Genomic DNA, 19,960 nt, shown 5'->3' with positions numbered 1-19,960 from the left:
TTTTTAAAGGTGTGTGATGGCAATGGATCTTCGAACGATTACTAGTCCATCTTTCGTAAAAGAGCTGGATGAAGACCAGCTTTCTCTTTTAAGTGAAGATATCCGAAGATTTTTGATTGAACATTTGTCGAGAACAGGCGGCCATATCGGTCCGAACCTGGGTGTGGTTGAACTGACGATCGCACTTCACCGTGTATTCGATTCACCGGCCGACAAAATGATTTGGGATGTAGGGCACCAGTCGTATGTCCATAAAATCTTGACGGGACGAGCGGATCAATTCGACACGCTTCGCCAGCATAAGGGACTGTGTGGTTTCCCGAAACGTGATGAGAGCGACCATGATGTATGGGAGACGGGACATAGCTCCACTTCCTTATCGGCAGCGATGGGGATGGCGGCAGCCCGCGACTTGAAGAAAGAAGACAGTCATGTCATCCCGATTATCGGAGACGGTGCATTAACGGGTGGGATGGCTTTCGAAGCATTGAACCATATCGGTTCCGAGAAAACGAACATGATCGTCATTTTGAACGATAACGAAATGTCGATTGCACCGAACGTTGGCGCGATGCATAACGTCCTCGGCCGTTTGCGTACAGCAGGCAAGTACAACAAAGCGAAAGATGACCTTGAGTATTTGATGCGGAAAATTCCAGCTGTCGGTGGTAAGCTTGCAGACACGGCAGAACGCGTGAAAGACAGCTTGAAATACTTGCTTGTCAGCGGCGTCTTCTTTGAAGAGCTTGGATTCACATATCTTGGCCCGATTGACGGACATGATTTTGAAGATCTCGAGAACAACCTCCGCTATGCGAAGAAAATAGATGGACCGGTGCTTTTGCACGTCTTGACGAAAAAAGGGAAAGGCTTCCTCCCTGCTGAGCAAGACAAGATCGGCATTTGGCACGGAACTGGCCCATACAAAATCGATACTGGAGACCTAGTGAAGTCCTCATCGAAAGCACCTTCCTGGAGCGGGCTTGTCGCAGAGACCGTTCGTAAGATGGCGCGCACAGATGAGCGCATCGTCGCGATTACACCTGCGATGCCAGTCGGCTCGAAACTGGAAGGGTTTGCATCCGAATTCCCGGACCGTATGTTTGATGTCGGAATCGCCGAGCAGCATGCTGCAACGATGGCGGCTGGCCTGGCGACTCAAGGGATGAAGCCATTCCTGGCGATTTACTCGACATTCCTGCAGCGTGCGTACGACCAAGTCGTCCACGATATAGCACGTCAAAAACTGAACGTCTTCATCGGAATCGACCGTGCGGGACTTGTTGGAGCGGACGGGGAAACCCATCAAGGTGTATTCGATATTGCCTTCCTGCGCAATTTGCCGAACATGGTCATCATGATGCCGAAAGACGAAAATGAAGGACAACACATGGTGAAGACTGCTATCGATTACAATGCCGGCCCGATCGCACTACGTTATCCGCGGGGCAACGGACTAGGCGTACCGATGGACGAAGAATTGACGGCACTGCCGATCGGTTCATGGGAAGTGTTGAAACCAGGTGAAGACGTAGTCATCCTAACATTCGGAACGACGATTCCGATGGCGCTTCAAGCAGCTGGGGAACTTGAGAACCTCGGCATCTCTGCAGAAGTTGTCAACGCGCGTTTCATCAAACCGATGGACGAAGCGATGCTTCATGACATCATGCAGCGGAACGTACCGATCATCACGATTGAAGAAGCGATTCTACAAGGCGGATTCGGCAGCGCTGTGTTGGAGTTCATTCATGACAACCGCTACCACGATGTCGTCGTTGAACGTCTCGGATTACCGGATCACTTCATCGAGCACGGCGAGGTTTCTGAGCTGCTTGATGAAATTGATTTTAACAGCGAGCATGTCGTGCAGGCAGCTTCTAAGCTTGTCCAAAAGACGGGGAAAGTTGAACGGAACGCATGACGGATAAAGTGAAAAAAGAGCGTGTGGATGTCCTGCTTGTGGAGCAGGGCATCTGCGAAACGCGTGAAGGAGCGAAACGTGCGATCATGGCTGGGCTTGCCTATGCCGGTGATCTGCGTCTCGATAAGCCAGGCGAGAAAATCGCAGTGGATGCGCAGCTTCATGTGAAAGGCGGCGGCTCGCGTTATGTTAGTCGCGGCGGCTTGAAGCTGGAGAAGGCATTAGCTGATTTTGATCTTTCCGTCGATGGCAAATTGATGCTCGATATCGGGTCTTCCACAGGAGGCTTCACGGATTGTGCATTGCAAAACGGTGCTGTGCATTGTTATGCGCTGGACGTCGGGTACAACCAGTTAGCCTGGAAGATTAGACAAGATGAACGTGTCACGGTCATGGAACGCACCAATTTCCGGCACTCGAAGCCGGAAGATTTCACCGAAGGACTCCCTGAATTCGCGACCATCGATGTGTCTTTCATTTCGCTCCGGATCATTTTACCAGTTTTGAAGACCGTCATCGTGCCAGGCGGGGACGTCATCGCACTCGTGAAACCTCAATTCGAGGCAGGGCGTGAGCAGATCGGGAAAAAAGGGATCGTCCGTGATCCGAAGGTCCACAAACAAGTATTGCTCGATGTTGCGGATTACGCGACGAAAGCGGGCTTCCATGTGAAGACCATGACGTTTTCACCGATTACGGGCGGAGAAGGCAATATTGAATTCCTTTTCCACCTGCGCTCCGCTGAAGAGATTGAAACGATCGAAGGCATTACCGCAGAAGGAGCCGCGCAAATCGTCTCCGAAGCACATAAGCAACTAAAAACACATCCTTAGGGGTGTGTTTTTATGTTGTATTTGAAGCAAAGAAAAGGTACGATATAAAGCATATAGAATAATTATTCACTACAGGAGGCCTTTTATGAATAAAGGACAGCGACATATCAAAATCCGTGACTTAATTTCCAGACGCGAAATCGAGACGCAGGACGAGTTAGTCGATTTATTGAAAGCAGCAGGGTACGAAGTGACACAAGCGACCGTTTCGCGTGATATCAAGGAATTGCACCTTGTCAAAGTACCTTTGCAGGATGGACGTTACAAATATAGCCTTCCAGCTGACCAGCGCTTCAACCCGATGCAAAAATTGCACCGGGCGTTGACGGATGCGTTCGTTTCAATCGACGGCGCGAGCCATTTCCTTGTCATGAAAACGTTGCCAGGGAATGCGCATGCCATCGGTTCATTGATCGACCATCTGGACTGGGAAGAGATTTTAGGGACGATTTGCGGAGACGATACATGTTTGATCATCTGCAGAAAGACCGAAGACTGTGACGTACTAAAACAACGTTTGATCGAAATGCTTTAATGGAATGAGGGAATGATATGCTTCGAGAACTGGACATCCGCAACTTTGCCATTATCGACACATTATCCGTCAGTTTTTCAGAAGGCATGACCGTACTGACAGGTGAAACGGGTGCCGGAAAGTCGATTATCATCGACGCCGTCCATCTTTTAGCTGGTGGACGGGGAAGCCAGGAGTTTATCCGCCACGGTTCCAAGAAGGCGGAAATCGAAGGACTTTTCACGATCGATGACCCACTTCATCCGGTGTTCCGAAAGCTGACGGAATTCGGCATCGAATCGTCGGAGGGGGATATCGTCCTCCGACGTGAGCTGAATGAAAAAGGGCGGAACGTTTGCCGGATCAATGGCAAGCTGGTCACCATTTCGATTTTGCGTGAAATTGGTGCGACCTTGATCGATATTCATGGGCAGCATGAAACGCAGGAATTGATGAATGAACGTAAGCATCTTTTCCTCCTGGATCAATTTGCGGGGGAGTCGCTGAAAAAGCCGAAGGAAAGCTATGCCAATACGTATAACAAATATATGAAATTGAAGCGGGAGTTTTCATCTTATAATGAAAACGAGCAGCAGATCGCCCAGCGCATCGATCTGCTTTCGTACCAATTGCGGGAAATCGAGGAAGCCGGGCTGATTGCCGGGGAAGAAGAGGAATTGCAGGCAGAACGGAAGCGCCTTCAAAACTTCAATAAGATCTACTCGTCGATCGCTGCAGCACATGAAGCGATCCAAGGCGAAACGAAAGGCTTGGACTGGGTTGGAAGCGCCATGGACGAACTGGATCAGGCTGCAGCTGTGGATGAGGAATTCAAATCGGCTGCGGAAGTGGTATCTTCAGCTTTCTATCAACTTCAGGATAGCGCAGCAGAAATCAAGCGTATGATCGATGTCATGGAGTTTGACCCGGCCCGTCTCAATGAAATCGAGGACCGGCTCGCACAACTTCAGACACTGAAGCGGAAATACGGATCTTCCGTCGAAGAAATCTTACTTTATGCGGAGCAACAGTCCGAAGAGCTCGATAAATTGCTGAACCGGGATAAACGACTTCAGCTTGATCAGGAAAAGCTCAACGAATTGGCGGAAGACCTGAAAGTCGAAGCGGAAGAGCTCTCGATACTACGGAAGCAAGCAGCAGTAGATCTGTCAGCTGCCATCATGGAGCAGCTGAAAGCTCTCTATATGGAGAAAGCTTCATTCGAGGTGCAATTCACACCACTCGCTGCAGAGAAGTTCGATGCGAACGGACGGGAAAGTGTATCGTTCCTTATTTCAACGAATATGGGGGAACCGCTCAAGCCGCTTGCGAAAGTCGCATCTGGCGGGGAACTTTCACGCACGATGCTCGCGTTGAAAACCATCTTCTCCAAACACCAAGGCATCACTTCGATTATCTTCGACGAAGTGGATACCGGAGTGAGCGGCCGCGTCGCTCAGGCAATTGCCGATAAGATTGCAGCCATCTCAATGAATTCGCAAGTGTTATGTATCTCCCACCTTCCACCTGTCGCAGCCATGGCAGATCAGCATCTATTCATCGAAAAGCATGTTGAAAAACAAAGGACCACGACAGCTGTCAGCGAATTGGATGGCGAAGAACGGACCGAAGAAATGAGCAGGATGATGTCCGGTGCAGAAATCACGGACTTGACGCTCCAGCATGCAAGTGAATTATTGGCACTGGCAAAAGACCGGAAGCGCGCGATGGAGACGAACCGATAGATGCGAACTGGGGGAACTTTTTATGAGAACAACGAAAATCGCAATGGCGGACGACAATAGAGAATTGGTCAGTTTGATGGAAGAGTACATCAATCTGCAACCGAATATGGAAGTTGTCGCCACTGCATACAACGGAAGAGCTTGCATGGAGGTGATCGAAAATGTCGATATCGACGTCTTGATCCTTGATGTTATCATGCCTTACCTTGATGGCATCGCTGTATTGGACAGCATCAAGGAAAAGGCTGCTTCGAATGAAATACACGTCATCATGCTCTCAGCGTTCGGTCAGGAAGCAATCATGCAGCGCGCAGCGGAGTACGGAGCATCGTATTTTTTGATGAAGCCGTTCGAGCTCGAATATTTGATTAAGCAAATCAATCATTTGACCGGTTCAGAGAATGAGGTGAAAACAGGAACCATCGAAGAACAAGTGGTCGAGCTCCTGCGTGTTGTCGGCATTCCGCTTCATATCAAGGGGTTTACTTATTTGAAGCAGGCCATCACGTTCGTCCATGAAGACGAAAGCTTTTTGGAGAAAATAACGAAACGGCTTTATCCGGCAGTCGCGGATCGGTACAGTACAACAGCGACGCGTGTGGAACGATCTATCCGGCATGCAATCGATCTTGTTTGGAAGAATGAAGAGATCGAGACAATCGCCGCAGCATTCAGCTACAGCGATGACCGCTTGGCTTCGAAGCCTTCGAATTCCCGCTTCATCGCGATGGCAGTCGATAGCATCAAGCACAAGAAATGACAACATCTCTGTCAGTGAATGAAAAAAGTTGCCCAACCGTCATGAATGATGAAGGTCGGGCAACTTTTTTATTTTTGGAACCTCTCAGACACTGTGCCTTTTTTACGGTCTCTATTCAAAAGGAAGCCTGCAAAGAATCCGATGCCGATGACGACGAAAATGACACCAACGACAAATTGCAGCCATAAAGCCGGAAACGGTGAAATCAATTCATTGAACAATGTATCACGCGTCAATTTAATTCCATATGCAGCCATGATGCCCGGGATCAGCAGGACAATAAATGCGAGTAAACGACCCAATCCAATTCCACTCCTTCTATAAGTATATTGTTGCGAAAAGAATAGGAGTTGTCAAGAAATCGCTGCTGATGTACGCTTGTATTATGCAAGATGTTGCAGAAAGTGAAAAAGGGGTTTGAAGAAAATTGCAAAACGTTTTGATTATAGGTGGAGGGGGCGGAGGAACCGCAATTTTGCGGTTGTTGCTGGAATCTGACTACCTGCATGTTTCTGGCGTTGCGGACATCCGGGATGATGCGCCGGCGATCGGAATTGCGCTTAAGAACGGTGTGGAGACATCGCGGGATTTCCGTTCATTCGATTCCACACAAATCGATATCGTCTTCGATGTCACTGGCAACAAACAAGTGCACGGGCAATTGACGAGACACTTTTCCGAACAGACCGTCATCATCCCGGGAAGCATCGCCAATGTGCTCGTCAGGCTCCTCCACGAAAAGGAACATTACATCACGAGATTCAGTGAAGAAGGCCATAAGCAGCGGATCATTTTCGATTCCATCGAAGAAGGGATGGTCGGAATCGATCGGCACGGCGAAGTCATGTTCGTCAACCGCAGTGCGCTCCGCATGCTCGGTGTCGATGAAGAGGATGCGATGGGCAGGGCCATCCATGATTTGATCCCTTCCAGTGAGCTGCCGCGTATTTTTGAGACAGGCAAGCCCGAACTGAACCGGGAGCTTGAGCTGCAGAACAAATTGAAGATCGTCGCATCACGTTTTCCAATGATCGATGAGCATGGTGAGACGATCGGTGCCTTTTCCGTTTTCAAAGATATTTCGGACATCATGGCGCTGGCTGAAGAAATCACCGATTTGAAAGAGATCCAGACGATGCTCGAAGCCATCATTTCTTCCAGTGACGATGCCATATCAGTCGTCGATGAAGACGGCATGGGCATTCTTGTGAACCCCGCATACACACGTTTGACGGGACTCGAGATGGAAGATGTACTCGGGAAGCCGGCCACTGCCGATATTTCCGAAGGGGAAAGTATGCACTTGAAGGCGCTACAGACGCGTAAGCCTGTCCGGGGTGTCAACTTGAAAGTTGGACCGGCGAACCGCGAAGTCATCGTTAACGTCGCGCCGATCATCGTTGATGACCGGCTAAAAGGAAGTGTCGGCGTCATTCATGACACGACTGAAATCCATTCATTGATGAAAGAGCTCGACCGGGCACGTTCGATCATCCGGACACTCGAAACGAAGTACACATTCGAGGACATCGCTGGAGATTCGGCTGAAGCGCAATTGTCGCTGCAACAGGCGAAGCTCGCGGCTGAAACGCATGTCACCGTGCTACTGCGCGGAGAGTCCGGAACTGGTAAGGAACTGTTCGCACATGCCATCCATAGTGCCAGTGAGCGGAAATTCGACAAGTTCGTGCGGGTCAACTGTGCGGCATTGTCGGAGGAATCACTTGAAAGTGAATTGTTCGGCTATGAGGAAGGCGCACTGCAAGATGTGCGAACAGGAGAGAAGAAAGGCATGTTCGAGGAAGCGAATAACGGCAGTATTTTCCTCGATGAGATCGGCGAGTTGAGCGCGCACGTGCAAAGCAAGTTGCTGCGTGTACTGCAGGAGCATGAAACGGTCCGCATCGGCGGGACGAAACCGATCCCAGTCAATGTGCGGGTCATTGCTTCGACAAATGCCAATATGGAGAAGGCATTGCTTGAAGGAAGGTTCCGCGAGGACTTGTATTACCGGCTCAACCGGATGCCGATCTTGATTCCACCGCTCCGGAGCCGTAAGCAAGACATTCCGTCGATGGTCAACCGCCTACTGATGAAGCTGAACCAGGAGTATGGGCGCAATGTTGTCGAAGTGACGGACAAGGCGCTGCAATTGCTCCGGGTGTATGATTGGCCGGGGAACGTGCGGGAGCTTGAGAACGTCCTGTCACGCGCGATGATCTTCATGAACGTCAATGATTCGATGCTGACTGAAGAGCATATCCCGAAAAACATGCTGCAAGGACAGAACAGCCGGAATGGTCTGCTTGTGGAGCCGACGTTGCCACTCCAGGAGCAAATGGACAGTTTGGAGCGCAGTATTTTGCAGCAGGCGATCAAACAGCATGACGGAAACAAGTCCAGGACTGCCAAACAATTACAAATTTCACTCCGGACACTGTATTACAAATTAGAGAAATATGGCTTAATGTGAGGATATGCAAATCATTGCATGGTTTTGCAATAATTTGCATGGTTTAATTACTTTTAATGTCAATAAAGCGCTTTCACTTCTTATTATTTTATGTTTTATCTGCTTTAATAGAGAGAGAAACAATTTAAGATTTACGAAACTGATGAACTCATGAGACGAATCGGAGTCTCAACATAATTCGGGAGGTAATTTTAATGGAAATCTTCAAAAGCATGGAACAACACGATTATGAACAATTGGTATTTTGCCAAGACAAAACTTCTGGTCTGAAGGCCATCATTTGCATACATGACACAACTCTCGGTCCGGCACTTGGCGGGACGCGCATGTGGAACTATGAAACAGAAGAAGAAGCCATTGAAGATGCAATCCGTCTTGCAAGAGGCATGACATACAAAAACGCAGCAGCAGGCTTGAACCTGGGTGGCGGTAAAACGGTCATCATCGGTGATCCACGTAAAGATAAGAATGAAGAGATGTTCCGTGCATTCGGCCGCTACATCCAAGGCTTGAACGGCCGCTACATCACTGCAGAAGATGTCGGGACGACAGTTGCAGACATGGACTTGATCCACGAAGAAACAGACTACGTGACAGGAATCTCTCCTGCATTCGGTTCTTCAGGAAACCCATCTCCGGTCACTGCATACGGCATCTACATCGGAATGAAAGCTGCAGCGCTTGAAGCGTTCGGCGATGATTCCCTGAAAGGCAAGAAAGTCGCAGTCCAAGGTGTCGGGAACGTTGCCTACACACTATGTAAGTACCTTCACGAAGAAGGCGCTGAATTGATCGTTACGGACATCAACCAAGATTCTGTCGACCGTGCAGTCAATGATTTCGGTGCTACAGCTGTTGCACCGGATGCGATCTACTCACAAGAAGCGGATATCTTCGCACCATGTGCGATGGGCGCGATCATCAACGACGAGACGATCCCTCAATTGAAAGTGAAAGTTGTTGCTGGTTCAGCGAACAACCAATTGAAAGAAGACCGTCACGGTGATGAGCTTGAAGCACGCGGCATCGTATATGCTCCGGATTTCGTCATCAACTCAGGCGGCGTAATCAACGTAGCGGATGAATTGTACGGCTACAACAATGAGCGTGCGATGAAGCGCGTTGAAACGATCTATGACAGCATCACACGGATCTTCGCTATTTCAAAACGTGACAGTGTACCAAGCTACATCGCTGCTGAGCGTATGGCTGAAGAACGCATTGCACGCATGGCAAAATCAAGAAAGCAATTCTTGACGAACGGACACGACATCTTAAGCAGACGCTGATCGCTTGAACCGGGCGACCGGTTCCGGCCAGCAACCTAACAAACAAGCGAATGCAGAATGGATTTTTCACTCCCTTGCCGACTGAAGCAGGATCTGGAATCAATTCTGCATCCGCTGTTTTTATGGAGAGCTGTAGTTGTATGTGATAGTAAGAAAGATTGAATAGAAGGAGTGTTGATGATGGCTCAAAACTATGATGTAGTCATTCTTGGAGGCGGTACCGGCGGATACGTCGCTGCGATCCGTTCAGCTCAATTGGGCTTGAAGACGGCGATCGTTGAAAAAGGGAAGCTTGGCGGCACTTGTTTACATAAAGGCTGTATTCCGAGCAAAGCCCTTCTTAGAAGTGCGGAAGTATTTGCGACGGCAAAACATAAAGCGGCAGACTTCGGTGTTATCACAGGTGATGTTTCACTTGATTTCACTCAAGTCCAAAAGCGCAAGCAAAGCGTAGTCGACGGTTTGCACGCCGGCGTTCAAGGGCTGATGAAGAAAGGAAAGATCGATGTGTACGACGGCATCGGCAGAATTCTCGGACCTTCCATCTTCTCTCCGAACCCAGGAACGATCTCGGTCGAGCTGGCGAACGGTGAAGAGAACGAAATGCTGATCCCGAACAACGTCATCGTTGCGACAGGCTCACGTCCACGGACATTGCCTGGTTTGACGATCGACGGCGAATTCGTCATGAGTTCAGACGAAGCGCTTGAAATGAAAGAATTGCCGAAATCGATGATCATCGTCGGTGGTGGCGTGATCGGAATCGAGTGGGCATCCATGTTGAACGATTTCGGTGTAGAAGTGACGGTCATCGAATACGCAGACCGCATTCTACCGACTGAAGATAAAGACGTTTCGAAAGAGATGCAGAAGCTTCTGCAGAAAAAAGGCGTCAACTTTGCAGTTAATGCAAAAGTTTTGGCGGATACGCTTGAAACTAGCAAAGACGGCGTGACGATCCAAGCCGAAATGAATGGTGAAAAGAAATCGTTTTCAGCGGAGAAGATGCTCGTTTCTGTCGGCCGTCAGGCGAACGTCGAAAACATCGGGATCGAGAACACAGATATCGAGATCGAAAAAGGCTTCATCAAAGTGAAAGACACCTTCCAGACGAAAGAATCCCACATTTACGCAATCGGTGATGTCATCGGTGGACTTCAGCTGGCACACGTCGCTTCACACGAAGGCATCAAAGCGGTCGAGCACATCCATGGCGGCAAGCCGGAGCCAATCGCTTATGAAAACGTTTCCCGCTGTGTGTACTCAAGTCCAGAAGCGGCAAGCGTCGGCATTACAGAAGACCAGGCGAAAGAGCGTGGCTTCGAAGTGAAGACGGGTAAATTCAGTTTCAAAGCGATCGGGAAAGCACTCGTCTACGGTGAGTCTGATGGTTTCGTGAAAATCATCGCTGACAAGAAGACGAACGATATTCTCGGCGTCCATATGATCGGGCCTCACGTGACGGATATGATTTCCGAAGCGGGTCTGGCGATGGTATTGGATGCAACACCTTGGGAAGTGGCAGATACAATTCACCCACACCCATCCCTATCGGAAGTCATCGGCGAAGCAGCACTTGCAGTCGATGGAAAAGCGATTCACAACTAAGGAGGATTAGCATGGCAACAAAACATGAAGAAGTAGGTTTGACAAAAGAAGACTTGCTGAACATTTATGAAACGATGCTGACAGCGCGCCGTGTCGACGAGCGTATGTGGCTATTGAACCGTGCAGGTAAGATTCCATTCGTCATTTCGTGCCAAGGACAAGAAGCGGCACAAGTGGGAGCGGCTTACGCACTGGATAACACGAAAGATTATATTGCACCGTATTACCGTGACCTTGGAGTTGTTCTTCATTTCGGAATGACACCGAAGGAATTGATGCTTTCGGCATTCGCTAAAGCAGAAGACCCGAACTCTGGCGGACGTCAAATGCCAGGTCACTTCGGACAGAAGAAAAACCGTATCTTGACTGGTTCATCACCAGTTACGACACAAGTTCCTCATGCTGTAGGTGTTGCACTTGCAGGGAAAATGACGAACCAGGACTTCATCACGTTCGCGACACTTGGGGAGGGTTCTTCCAACCAAGGGGATTTCCACGAAGGCTTGAACTTTGCTGGTGTCCACAAGCTTCCTGTGATCACGATGGTTGAAAACAACAAATATGCGATCTCCGTTCCTTACGACCGCCAAGTGGCAAGTAAGAACGTTTCTGACCGCGCAGCAGGATACGGTATGCCAGGTGTGACGATCGACGGCAACGACCCGATCGAGGTTTACAAACACGTCAAAGAAGCTGCAGACCGTGCACGTAACGGCGAAGGTCCAAGCTTGATCGAGACTGTGTCTGAGCGCATGACTGCTCACTCATCTGATGATGACCACCGTCAATACCGTTCTGCTGATGAATTGGCAGCACAAAAATCAAAAGATCCGATTTTGACATTCGGTGCGTACTTGAAAGAGCACGGCATCCTGAATGACGAACTTGAAAAAGAAATCAATGACCGCATCATGGACATCGTCAACGAAGCGACGGACTATGCAGAGAACGCTCCATATGCTGAGCCGGAACACGCATTGAAATATGTGTATGCGGAACAGGGAGGCGACGAATAATGGCAGTTATGAGTTATATTGATGCCATCACCTTGGCAATGAAAGAAGAAATGGAACGCGACGAGAAAGTTTTCGTCATCGGGGAAGACGTCGGTAAAAAAGGCGGCGTATTCAAAGCGACGCAAGGTCTTTACGATCAGTTCGGCGAACAACGTGTCATCGACGCACCGCTCGCTGAGTCTGCAATCGCAGGTGTCGGAGTCGGTGCAGCAATGTACGGTCTTCGTCCGATCGCTGAAATGCAGTTTGCTGACTTCATCATGCCAGCAATCAACCAGATCATTTCGGAAGCGGCACGTATCCGTTACCGTTCGAACAACGACTGGAGCTGTCCAATGGTTGTCCGCGCACCATTCGGCGGTGGCGTCCACGGCGCACTTTACCACTCACAGTCTGTTGAAGCGATCTTCGCGAACCAGCCTGGTCTGAAAATTGTCATCCCGTCAACTCCGTATGATGCTAAGGGATTGCTGAAAGCGGCAATCCGCGACGAAGATCCAGTTCTTTTCTTCGAGCACAAACGTGCTTATCGTCTAATCAAAGGCGAAGTGCCTGAAGAAGACTACACGATCGAAATCGGCAAAGCTGACGTGAAACGTGAAGGGGAAGACATCACGGTCATCACTTATGGCCTAGCAGTACACTTTGCACTGCAGGCAGCTGAGCGTCTTGCAGAAGACGGCCACTCGGTTCACTTGTTGGACTTGCGCACGATCTACCCGCTTGATAAAGAAGCAATCATCGAAGCGGCGAAGAAAACGGGTAAAGTATTGTTGATCACTGAAGACAACAAAGAAGGAAGCATCATCGGCGAAGTTGCAGCGATCATTGCAGAAAACTGCCTGTTCGACCTCGATGCACCGATCATGCGCCTTGCAGGGCCAGACGTACCAGCAATGCCATACGCACCAACAATGGAGAAATACTTCATGATCAACCCGGACAAAGTAGAAAAAGCGATGCGTGAGCTCGCGGAATATTAAGGTGCTTCTAAAGGTGAATCGATAGAATGACAGCTACTCCGTAAAACAGTTCCGTGACGCGGTGCTCGCGCCGAACTAACCCGTCCTCACTTCCTGGGGCCGGGTGGATTTCGGCACTTCGCTTGTTACTGCAGTCACTCCACTGTTTTACTCCGTATCTCCTTACGATCAGTAGTGAGGTGTGATACTAAGTACTCCCGCGCTTTGTTTAGAAGAAAGAGTTGAAGGCGGCGACTCCTGTGACATTAGAGTAGTGATGAGCAGGAAGCGTTTTCTTCCAACATTAAAAAATCAAATCCAACTTCATCAAGATAAAGGAGGAAACGAACTTGACGATTGAGAAAATTACAATGCCCCAGCTTGGGGAAAGTGTAACGGAAGGCACAATCGAGCGCTGGCTCGTCCAGCCGGGCGACCACGTAAACAAATACGATCCGTTGGCGGAAGTCAACACAGACAAAGTGACGGCAGAAGTGCCATCATCTTTCACAGGGACAATCAAGGAATTGATTGCTTCTGAAGGCGAGACGCTAGAAGTCGGCGCAGTTGTTTGTACGATCGAAACTGAAGGTGGCGGAGAAGCTCCAGCTGAAGAAGCGAAGAGCGAACCTGTAGAGAAAGCACAGGAAATGCCTGCTGCTGACGCACCGGTAACAAAAGATCTAAAAGGTGAAAAAGGTTCTTCGCAGCCTGCAGCAACAAATGCAAAAGGTGGCCGTTATTCACCAGCAGTTCTACGTCTTGCACAAGACAACGACATCGACTTGACGCAAGTCGAAGGTTCTGGCAACGAAGGGCGCATCACGCGCAAAGACTTGCTGAAGTTGATCGAAAGCGGCAATATCCCGAAAGCAGGCGAAGCTCCGGCAGCTCAAACGTCTGCACCAGCAGCGGATCCTGAACAGCCAGCGGCACAGGCACAAGCACCTGCTGCGAAGAAGGAAGCAACGATCGAGAGTGCTCCTGGCGATATCGAAATCCCGGTTACAGGCGTACGCCGTGCAATCGCAGCAAACATGCTGAAGAGCAAGCACGAAGCACCGCATGCGTGGATGACGATCGAAGTCGACGTAACGAACCTCGTGCAATACCGCGATTCGTTGAAAGCAGACTTCAAGAAAAAAGAAGGCTTCAACTTGACGTACTTCGCATTCTTCGTCAAAGCTGTTTCACAAGCTTTGAAAGAATTCCCGATGATGAACTCGATGTGGGCTGGCGACAAGATCATCCAGAAGAAAGACATCAACATTTCGATTGCTGTCGCTTCGGATAACGCGTTGTTCGTACCGGTCATCAAAGCAGCGGACGAGAAGACGATCAAAGGTCTTGGAAAAGACATCAATGAATTGGCATTGAAAGCCCGTTCCGGCAAATTGTCAGGCAACGACATGAAAGACGGCACATTCACAGTCAACAACACAGGTTCATTCGGTTCTGTCCAGTCGATGGGGATCATCAACCATCCACAGGCTGCGATCCTGCAAGTTGAATCAATCGTGAAACGCCCAGTCGTTATGGAAGGTGGCATGTTCGCAGCACGCGACATGGTCAACCTTTGTCTATCACTTGATCACCGTGTACTTGACGGACTTGTTTGCGGACAGTTCCTTGCACGTGTGAAAGAAATTCTTGAAAACGTCTCAAAAGACAACACATCTGTTTACTAAGCTCAATATGAACGGTCGGGGAAATGGCATCATTTTCCCGGCTTTTTTTATCGCATAAGAACACGACAATGTGAAAACAGTGCGAAAAGACCGAAAAAATGAATATTTTCACGAATTCATGCGTGATATATGCAGGAGATGCGACTTTTTCCTTCACTGAACAGGGAGAGTCGGGTAAAATGGAGTCATTAAGGGATAGGAGGGAATTGCTTGACCATCGAATCGATGAAACAAACAGAATTTGCATCAAGTACATATAACGATTGGAAAGAAAAGGCCGAAGCGGCGCTGAAAGGCAAGCCGTTCGACGCAGCACTTATTACACCGACTATCGAAGGCATAGACCTCGCGCCTTTGTATACGGAAGATGGACAACAGTTGCTTGCTGATCAAGCAACTGTTGTCCAAACAGCTAAAGGGGAAGCTGGCTGGAAAGTCGCGCAGGAAGTAGAAGCTGCGACAGCACAGGAATTCCTGGACAACATGCGCGAAGACCTCGCACGTGGCAACGAAATGATCGTCTACACAAGCGGGACGCCGATCATCTGGTCGGACGAAGAACTAGAGCAACTGGCGGAACTCATCCAACAACATCCAATTTTCTTCAAATTGGCGAAGGATGATTCCGATATTTTGCGTGTCTTCGACGTGTTGTCAGACGAAGCACTGAAAAATATCGTCGGCGTTATTTCCACTGATGAAGGAGTAGATGCGCCTGAGAACGTCCGCGATGAGCCGATCAACACAATCCCGGTTCACCAAGCAGGCGGGACGGCGATCCAAGAACTCGGCGTGGCACTGAGCATGATTGTAGAAAAAGCAGGAGAAGATGGACTGCAAGAAATCGGCAAGAAGCTGTGGGTACGTTTTGCAGTGGATACGCATTTCTTTCAGGAAATTTCGAAGCTGCGCGCATTCCGTGTTTTGTGGAAAGCACTTCAGTCCGCTTATGAAACGGACTTGCCTGGCATTCCGGTCTTCACAGAGACTTCGATGCGCTCATATTCCAAATTGGACCCTTACGTCAACTTGTTGAGAGCAGGGAATTCCACGTTCTCGGCAGTACTCGGCGGAACGGATGCACATACAGCACATCCGCACGACTTGCTGACGGGCAGATCTCCGGTGAGCATGCGTATTGCACGGAACGTCCAACTCGTCATCAAGGAAGAGACGCATGTGAAACAAGTGCTCGATCCATCGGCAGGCTCGTTCTTCATCGAGAAGTTGACTGCACAGTTCGTCGAAGAAGCTTGGCAGTACTTTTTGCGGATCGAAGAACAAGGTGGCTACAGCGAAGTGAAACGATCCGGCTGGCTTGCAGATGAACTTCAAGCGAAGTGGGTGGAGCGTGAACAGCTCGCAGCTTCACGCAAAACGACGTTGATCGGGACGAACGTCTACGCTAACCCGCAAGAAGCGAATAAAGAGTCCGATATCGACGAAAGCCACATGGAATTCCTGGCAGCTAAACGACTTTCCGTTCCATTCGAACAACTTCGAGCCCATGGCAAAGAAACGGTCGTGAAAACGGCGATTGTCCTGCTCGAACCATTGAACGTGGTCAAACCGCAAGCCGATTTCGTCAGCGGTGTCTTGTCCGTTGCAGGGATCGAACCGCTGATCAGTGAGCGCTTGGAGACTGCGCAGCAAGTGGCAGACTTCCTCGTGCGTGAAAGCATCGATTATGCAGTGCTTTGCGGCAAGCCTGAAACATTCGAGGCAATCGTTCCAGAGTTGAACGTGGAAGCGAAGCTGGACGTTGCTGGACGATTATCGAAAGAACAGCTTGCTGAATACCGTAGTGCGGGCATTTCCGGCACAGTTTATAGCGGCATGAACTTGACGAAGAAATTGGAAGAAATCTTAAGCTATGGAAAGGCGGCGTTCGAACATGGCAAAGCCTGATTTCACTAAAGTGGATCTTGCAAAATTGTCTATACGGGAAGATGCGGTACAGACAGGCGATCCGTTCTTGACGAACGAAGGAATCGAAATCAACACAGCTTATACGGCAGAAGATAAAGGACAAGGTCCGGAGAACTTCCCGGGCATCGCTCCGAACATTCGCGGGCCATATCCGACGATGTACGTATCGCGTCCTTGGACAGTCCGCCAGTATGCTGGGTTCTCAACAGCAGAGGAAAGTAACGCATTCTACCGCCGGAACTTGGCGATGGGACAAAAAGGTTTGTCTGTCGCATTCGACTTAGCGACGCACCGCGGCTATGACTCCGATCACCCGCGCGTTGTCGGAGACGTCGGGAAAGCAGGCGTAGCGATCGATAGCGTAGAAGACATGAAAATCCTCTTCGATGGCATCCCGCTCGATCAGATGTCCGTGTCGATGACGATGAACGGTGCAGTACTGCCGATCATGGCATTCTTCATCGTGGCAGCTGAAGAGCAAGGTGTCACGCCGGAACAGCTTGCCGGCACGATCCAGAACGACATTTTGAAAGAATACATGGTGCGTAACACATACATTTATCCACCGGAAATGTCGATGAAGATCATCGCTGATATTTTCTCTTATACATCACAAAACATGCCGAAATTCAACTCCATTTCGATTTCGGGCTATCACATCCAGGAAGCGGGAGCGACAGCCGACATCGAGCTTGCTTATACACTAGCTGATGGGCTTGAGTACGTTCGCACAGGACTGGCTGCAGGAATCGGCATCGATGCATTTGCACCGCGCCTATCGTTCTTCTGGGGCATCGGCATGAACTACTTCATGGAAATCGCGAAAATGCGCGCTGGCCGTGAAATCTGGGCGAAGATGATGCAGTCATTCAACCCGGAAAACCCGAAATCATTGGCGCTCCGCACGCACTCACAGACGTCTGGCTGGTCACTGACAGAGCAAGACCCGTTCAACAACGTAACACGTACGCTGATCGAAGCGAACGCAGCAGCAATGGGCCATACACAGTCCCTGCACACAAACGCACTGGATGAAGCGATTGCACTTCCGACGGACTTCTCTGCACGCATTGCGCGGAATACGCAGCTGTTCCTGCAGGAAGAGACGCTCATGACGAAAGTGATCGATCCATGGGGCGGTTCGCATTATGTCGAGACATTGACGAAGCAACTGATGGAAAAAGCATGGGAATTGATCAGTGAAGTGGAAGAGCTCGGTGGCATGGCGAAAGCGATCGAAACAGGACTTCCGAAAATGCGGATCGAAGAAGCGGCTGCGAAGAAGCAGGCGAAGATCGATTCGGGCGAAGAAGTGATTATCGGTGTTAACCGTTATCGCCTTGACGAAGAAGATCCGATCGATATTTTGAACATCGATAACACGATGGTCCGCAAGAAACAGATCGAACGTATCGAATCGATGAAGGCGTCCCGTGATCCGGAAGCGGTCAAGGCTGCACTTACTGCTCTCGCAGAAACAGCGGAGAGCGGCGAAGGCAACTTGCTTGCGCTTGCGGTCGAAGCGGCGCGTCAACGTGCAACACTTGGTGAAATCTCGGATGCCATCGAATCGGCTTCCGAAAGACATAAGGCGGTGATCCGTTCCGTGAATGGGGTATACAGCTCGAACTTCTCAAACCAGGATGAAATTACGATCGTCAAGGAAATGACGGAAGAATTCATCGAAAATGAAGGGCGCCGTCCGCGTATCCTCGTCGCGAAGATGGGGCAGGACGGACATGACCGCGGTGCGAAAGTCATTGCGACTGCATTCGCGGATCTTGGCTTCGATGTCGACATCGGACCTTTGTTCCAGACGCCTGAAGAGACGGCGCAGCAAGCAGTTGAGAACGATGTCCACGTCATCGGTGTTTCTTCACTGGCAGCGGGCCATATGACGCTCGTTCCGGATCTTCGTGCAGAGCTGAAGAAAATTGGACGTGAAGATATCTTAATCGTCGTCGGTGGTGTCATCCCGGCACAAGACTATGAATTCCTACGCACGAACGGTGCAAGCGCGATTTTCGGTCCTGGTACGGTAATTCCGGTGGCAGCACAAAAAGTCATCGAGAAAATTTACGAGAACCTGGGGTACGAGGAAGTGAAAGATTGATGGAACACCCATCATCTCGCCATGTAATGGCAGGCGTTTCCGAATCCCATGACGGCATGAAACCGAATCCGCGCAAACGATTTAAAAAAGCAAACAAGCAAGACATGACAGTCGAAGAAATGAAGGAAGGGGTTCTCTCGGGCTCTCGCCTTCATCTCGGGAAAGCGATCACGTTGATTGAAAGTGAAAACCGTGAACACCGCGTCAGAGGACAGGAATTGCTGACGGAGCTATTGCCGCATTCAGGCAACAGCTTCCGCATCGGTATTACCGGCGTTCCCGGCGCAGGAAAAAGCACGTTCATCGAGACGTTCGGCGAGATGCTGACGGGTCTCGGTTACCGTGTGGCAGTGTTAGCGATCGATCCGAGTTCGTCACTTCATGGCGGCAGTATCCTCGGGGATAAGACACGGATGGAGAGCTTAGCACGTAACCCGAAGGCTTTCATTCGCCCTTCACCAACGGCAGGTACGCTCGGCGGTGTCCATAAGAAGACACGGGAGACGATGCTGTTGTGCGAGGCAGCAGGCTACGACATCATTTTGGTCGAAACGGTCGGTGTCGGTCAAAGTGAGACGCTCGTCCGTGGCATGGTCGATTTGTTCTTACTTCTCGTTTTGACGGGAGCGGGAGATGACCTGCAAGGAATGAAGAAAGGCATCATGGAATTAGCCGATGCCATCATCGTCCATAAAGCGGATGCGAAAAACGCGGTTCCGGCAAAACGGACCGTGGCAGACTACAAACAGATGGTCCATTTCTTACAGCCGGCGACAAAAGGCTGGAAGACGACCGCGCTTGCGGCTTCATCACTCGAACGGACCGGCATCAAGGAAATTTGGGAGCTGGCACAATCGTTCGAGGAGACCGTCAAAGCGAGCGGGGAATGGGAGCATCGCCGCAGCACCCAAACGAAAGACTGGTATTATGCGATGATCACGGAGCAATTGCACAACCGTTTCTTTGGTGATGCCGAAAAACGGACGCAAGTAAAACAAGTCGAGCAACACGTGCTCGACGGACGCATGACAGTCGCACAAGCTGTCGAAAGTTTGTTCGAGTAACTCCTTTTGCAAGAACGTGTCTCAGCTGATATGATAGTAGCA

15 protein-coding genes are annotated in these 19,960 nt (G+C 49.9%); 14 read left to right on the top strand and 1 reads right to left on the bottom strand.

The window, feature by feature from the left end; genetic code table 11:
• Positions 1-22: 22 nt before the first annotated feature.
• The 5 genes from dxs (at position 23) to spo0A (ending at position 5,776) form a co-directional block, all read left to right on the top strand.
• Positions 23-1,924, top strand: a complete 1,902-nt coding sequence (dxs, locus tag GIW82_RS02585; protein ID WP_154748356.1) for a 1-deoxy-D-xylulose-5-phosphate synthase — start codon at positions 23-25, stop codon at positions 1,922-1,924.
• Positions 1,921-2,757, top strand: coding sequence for a TlyA family RNA methyltransferase (locus tag GIW82_RS02580; protein ID WP_154748355.1), 837 nt, complete (start codon positions 1,921-1,923; stop codon positions 2,755-2,757). The genes dxs and GIW82_RS02580 overlap by 4 nt, the downstream gene beginning before the upstream one ends.
• 85 nt (positions 2,758-2,842) lie before the next feature.
• Complete coding sequence (gene ahrC / locus GIW82_RS02575; RefSeq protein ID WP_154748354.1) at positions 2,843-3,292, top strand: transcriptional regulator AhrC/ArgR; 450 nt, start codon at positions 2,843-2,845, stop codon at positions 3,290-3,292.
• A 17-nt stretch (positions 3,293-3,309) separates the two neighbouring features.
• Positions 3,310-5,016: a DNA repair protein RecN gene (gene recN, locus GIW82_RS02570; RefSeq protein WP_154748353.1), complete on the top strand. Its 1,707-nt coding sequence runs from the start codon at positions 3,310-3,312 to the stop codon at positions 5,014-5,016.
• Between the two features lie 22 nt (positions 5,017-5,038).
• Positions 5,039-5,776 (top strand): sporulation transcription factor Spo0A, encoded by a 738-nt coding sequence (gene spo0A / locus GIW82_RS02565; RefSeq protein ID WP_154748352.1) that lies wholly within the window; start codon positions 5,039-5,041, stop codon positions 5,774-5,776.
• A 68-nt stretch (positions 5,777-5,844) separates the two neighbouring features.
• Here spo0A and GIW82_RS02560 read toward each other — a convergent pair whose 3' ends face one another.
• Positions 5,845-6,078: a DUF2627 domain-containing protein gene (locus GIW82_RS02560; protein WP_154748351.1), complete on the bottom strand. Its 234-nt coding sequence runs from the start codon at positions 6,076-6,078 to the stop codon at positions 5,845-5,847.
• Positions 6,079-6,203: 125 nt separating this feature from the next.
• Between GIW82_RS02560 and GIW82_RS02555 the strand changes: the two genes are divergently transcribed.
• From GIW82_RS02555 to meaB, 9 genes are all read left to right on the top strand, one after another.
• A complete protein-coding gene (locus GIW82_RS02555; protein WP_154748350.1) occupies positions 6,204-8,249 on the top strand; it encodes a sigma-54 interaction domain-containing protein in 2,046 nt (681 codons plus the stop codon).
• Between the two features lie 194 nt (positions 8,250-8,443).
• Positions 8,444-9,538 (top strand): Leu/Phe/Val dehydrogenase, encoded by a 1,095-nt coding sequence (locus GIW82_RS02550; protein ID WP_154748349.1) that lies wholly within the window; start codon positions 8,444-8,446, stop codon positions 9,536-9,538.
• Between the two features lie 180 nt (positions 9,539-9,718).
• Positions 9,719-11,146: a dihydrolipoyl dehydrogenase gene (gene lpdA, locus GIW82_RS02545; RefSeq protein WP_154748348.1), complete on the top strand. Its 1,428-nt coding sequence runs from the start codon at positions 9,719-9,721 to the stop codon at positions 11,144-11,146.
• Between the two features lie 11 nt (positions 11,147-11,157).
• On the top strand, positions 11,158-12,162 hold the full coding sequence (locus GIW82_RS02540) for a thiamine pyrophosphate-dependent dehydrogenase E1 component subunit alpha (protein WP_154748347.1): 1,005 nt from the start codon (positions 11,158-11,160) through the stop codon (positions 12,160-12,162).
• The gene (locus GIW82_RS02535; RefSeq protein WP_154748346.1) at positions 12,162-13,145 is read left to right on the top strand and encodes an alpha-ketoacid dehydrogenase subunit beta; all 984 of its coding nucleotides are present in this window, start codon (positions 12,162-12,164) and stop codon (positions 13,143-13,145) included. Before GIW82_RS02540 ends, GIW82_RS02535 begins: the two co-directional genes overlap by 1 nt.
• Positions 13,146-13,474: 329 nt before the next feature.
• On the top strand, positions 13,475-14,812 hold the full coding sequence (locus GIW82_RS02530; protein ID WP_154748345.1) for a dihydrolipoamide acetyltransferase family protein: 1,338 nt from the start codon (positions 13,475-13,477) through the stop codon (positions 14,810-14,812).
• Positions 14,813-15,022: 210 nt separating this feature from the next.
• Positions 15,023-16,720, top strand: coding sequence for a methylmalonyl-CoA mutase family protein (locus GIW82_RS02525; protein WP_154748344.1), 1,698 nt, complete (start codon positions 15,023-15,025; stop codon positions 16,718-16,720).
• The gene (scpA, locus tag GIW82_RS02520) at positions 16,707-18,854 is read left to right on the top strand and encodes a methylmalonyl-CoA mutase (protein WP_154748343.1); all 2,148 of its coding nucleotides are present in this window, start codon (positions 16,707-16,709) and stop codon (positions 18,852-18,854) included. Before GIW82_RS02525 ends, scpA begins: the two co-directional genes overlap by 14 nt.
• The gene (gene meaB, locus GIW82_RS02515; RefSeq protein ID WP_154749561.1) at positions 18,854-19,918 is read left to right on the top strand and encodes a methylmalonyl Co-A mutase-associated GTPase MeaB; all 1,065 of its coding nucleotides are present in this window, start codon (positions 18,854-18,856) and stop codon (positions 19,916-19,918) included. Before scpA ends, meaB begins: the two co-directional genes overlap by 1 nt.
• The last annotated feature ends 42 nt before the right edge of the window (positions 19,919-19,960 follow it).

The sequence above is a fragment of the Planomicrobium sp. YIM 101495 genome, assembly GCF_009707665.1.
Taxonomy (GTDB): domain Bacteria; phylum Bacillota; class Bacilli; order Bacillales_A; family Planococcaceae; genus Planococcus.
This window is presented reverse-complemented; position numbering and strand designations above follow the sequence as displayed.

Excerpts from the sequence above, each read along its gene's own strand:
- scpA (WP_154748343.1), top strand. The coding sequence starts at position 16,707 with ATGGCAAAGCCTGATTTCACTAAAGTGGATCTTGCAAAATTGTCTATA.
- lpdA (WP_154748348.1), top strand. The coding sequence starts at position 9,719 with ATGGCTCAAAACTATGATGTAGTCATTCTTGGAGGCGGTACCGGCGGA.
- GIW82_RS02580 (WP_154748355.1), top strand. The coding sequence starts at position 1,921 with ATGACGGATAAAGTGAAAAAAGAGCGTGTGGATGTCCTGCTTGTGGAG.
- ahrC (WP_154748354.1), top strand. The coding sequence starts at position 2,843 with ATGAATAAAGGACAGCGACATATCAAAATCCGTGACTTAATTTCCAGA.
- dxs (WP_154748356.1), top strand. The coding sequence starts at position 23 with ATGGATCTTCGAACGATTACTAGTCCATCTTTCGTAAAAGAGCTGGAT.
- GIW82_RS02540 (WP_154748347.1), top strand. The coding sequence starts at position 11,158 with ATGGCAACAAAACATGAAGAAGTAGGTTTGACAAAAGAAGACTTGCTG.
- GIW82_RS02535 (WP_154748346.1), top strand. The coding sequence starts at position 12,162 with ATGGCAGTTATGAGTTATATTGATGCCATCACCTTGGCAATGAAAGAA.
- GIW82_RS02550 (WP_154748349.1), top strand. The coding sequence starts at position 8,444 with ATGGAAATCTTCAAAAGCATGGAACAACACGATTATGAACAATTGGTA.
- meaB (WP_154749561.1), top strand. The coding sequence starts at position 18,854 with ATGGAACACCCATCATCTCGCCATGTAATGGCAGGCGTTTCCGAATCC.
- spo0A (WP_154748352.1), top strand. The coding sequence starts at position 5,039 with ATGAGAACAACGAAAATCGCAATGGCGGACGACAATAGAGAATTGGTC.
- recN (WP_154748353.1), top strand. The coding sequence starts at position 3,310 with ATGCTTCGAGAACTGGACATCCGCAACTTTGCCATTATCGACACATTA.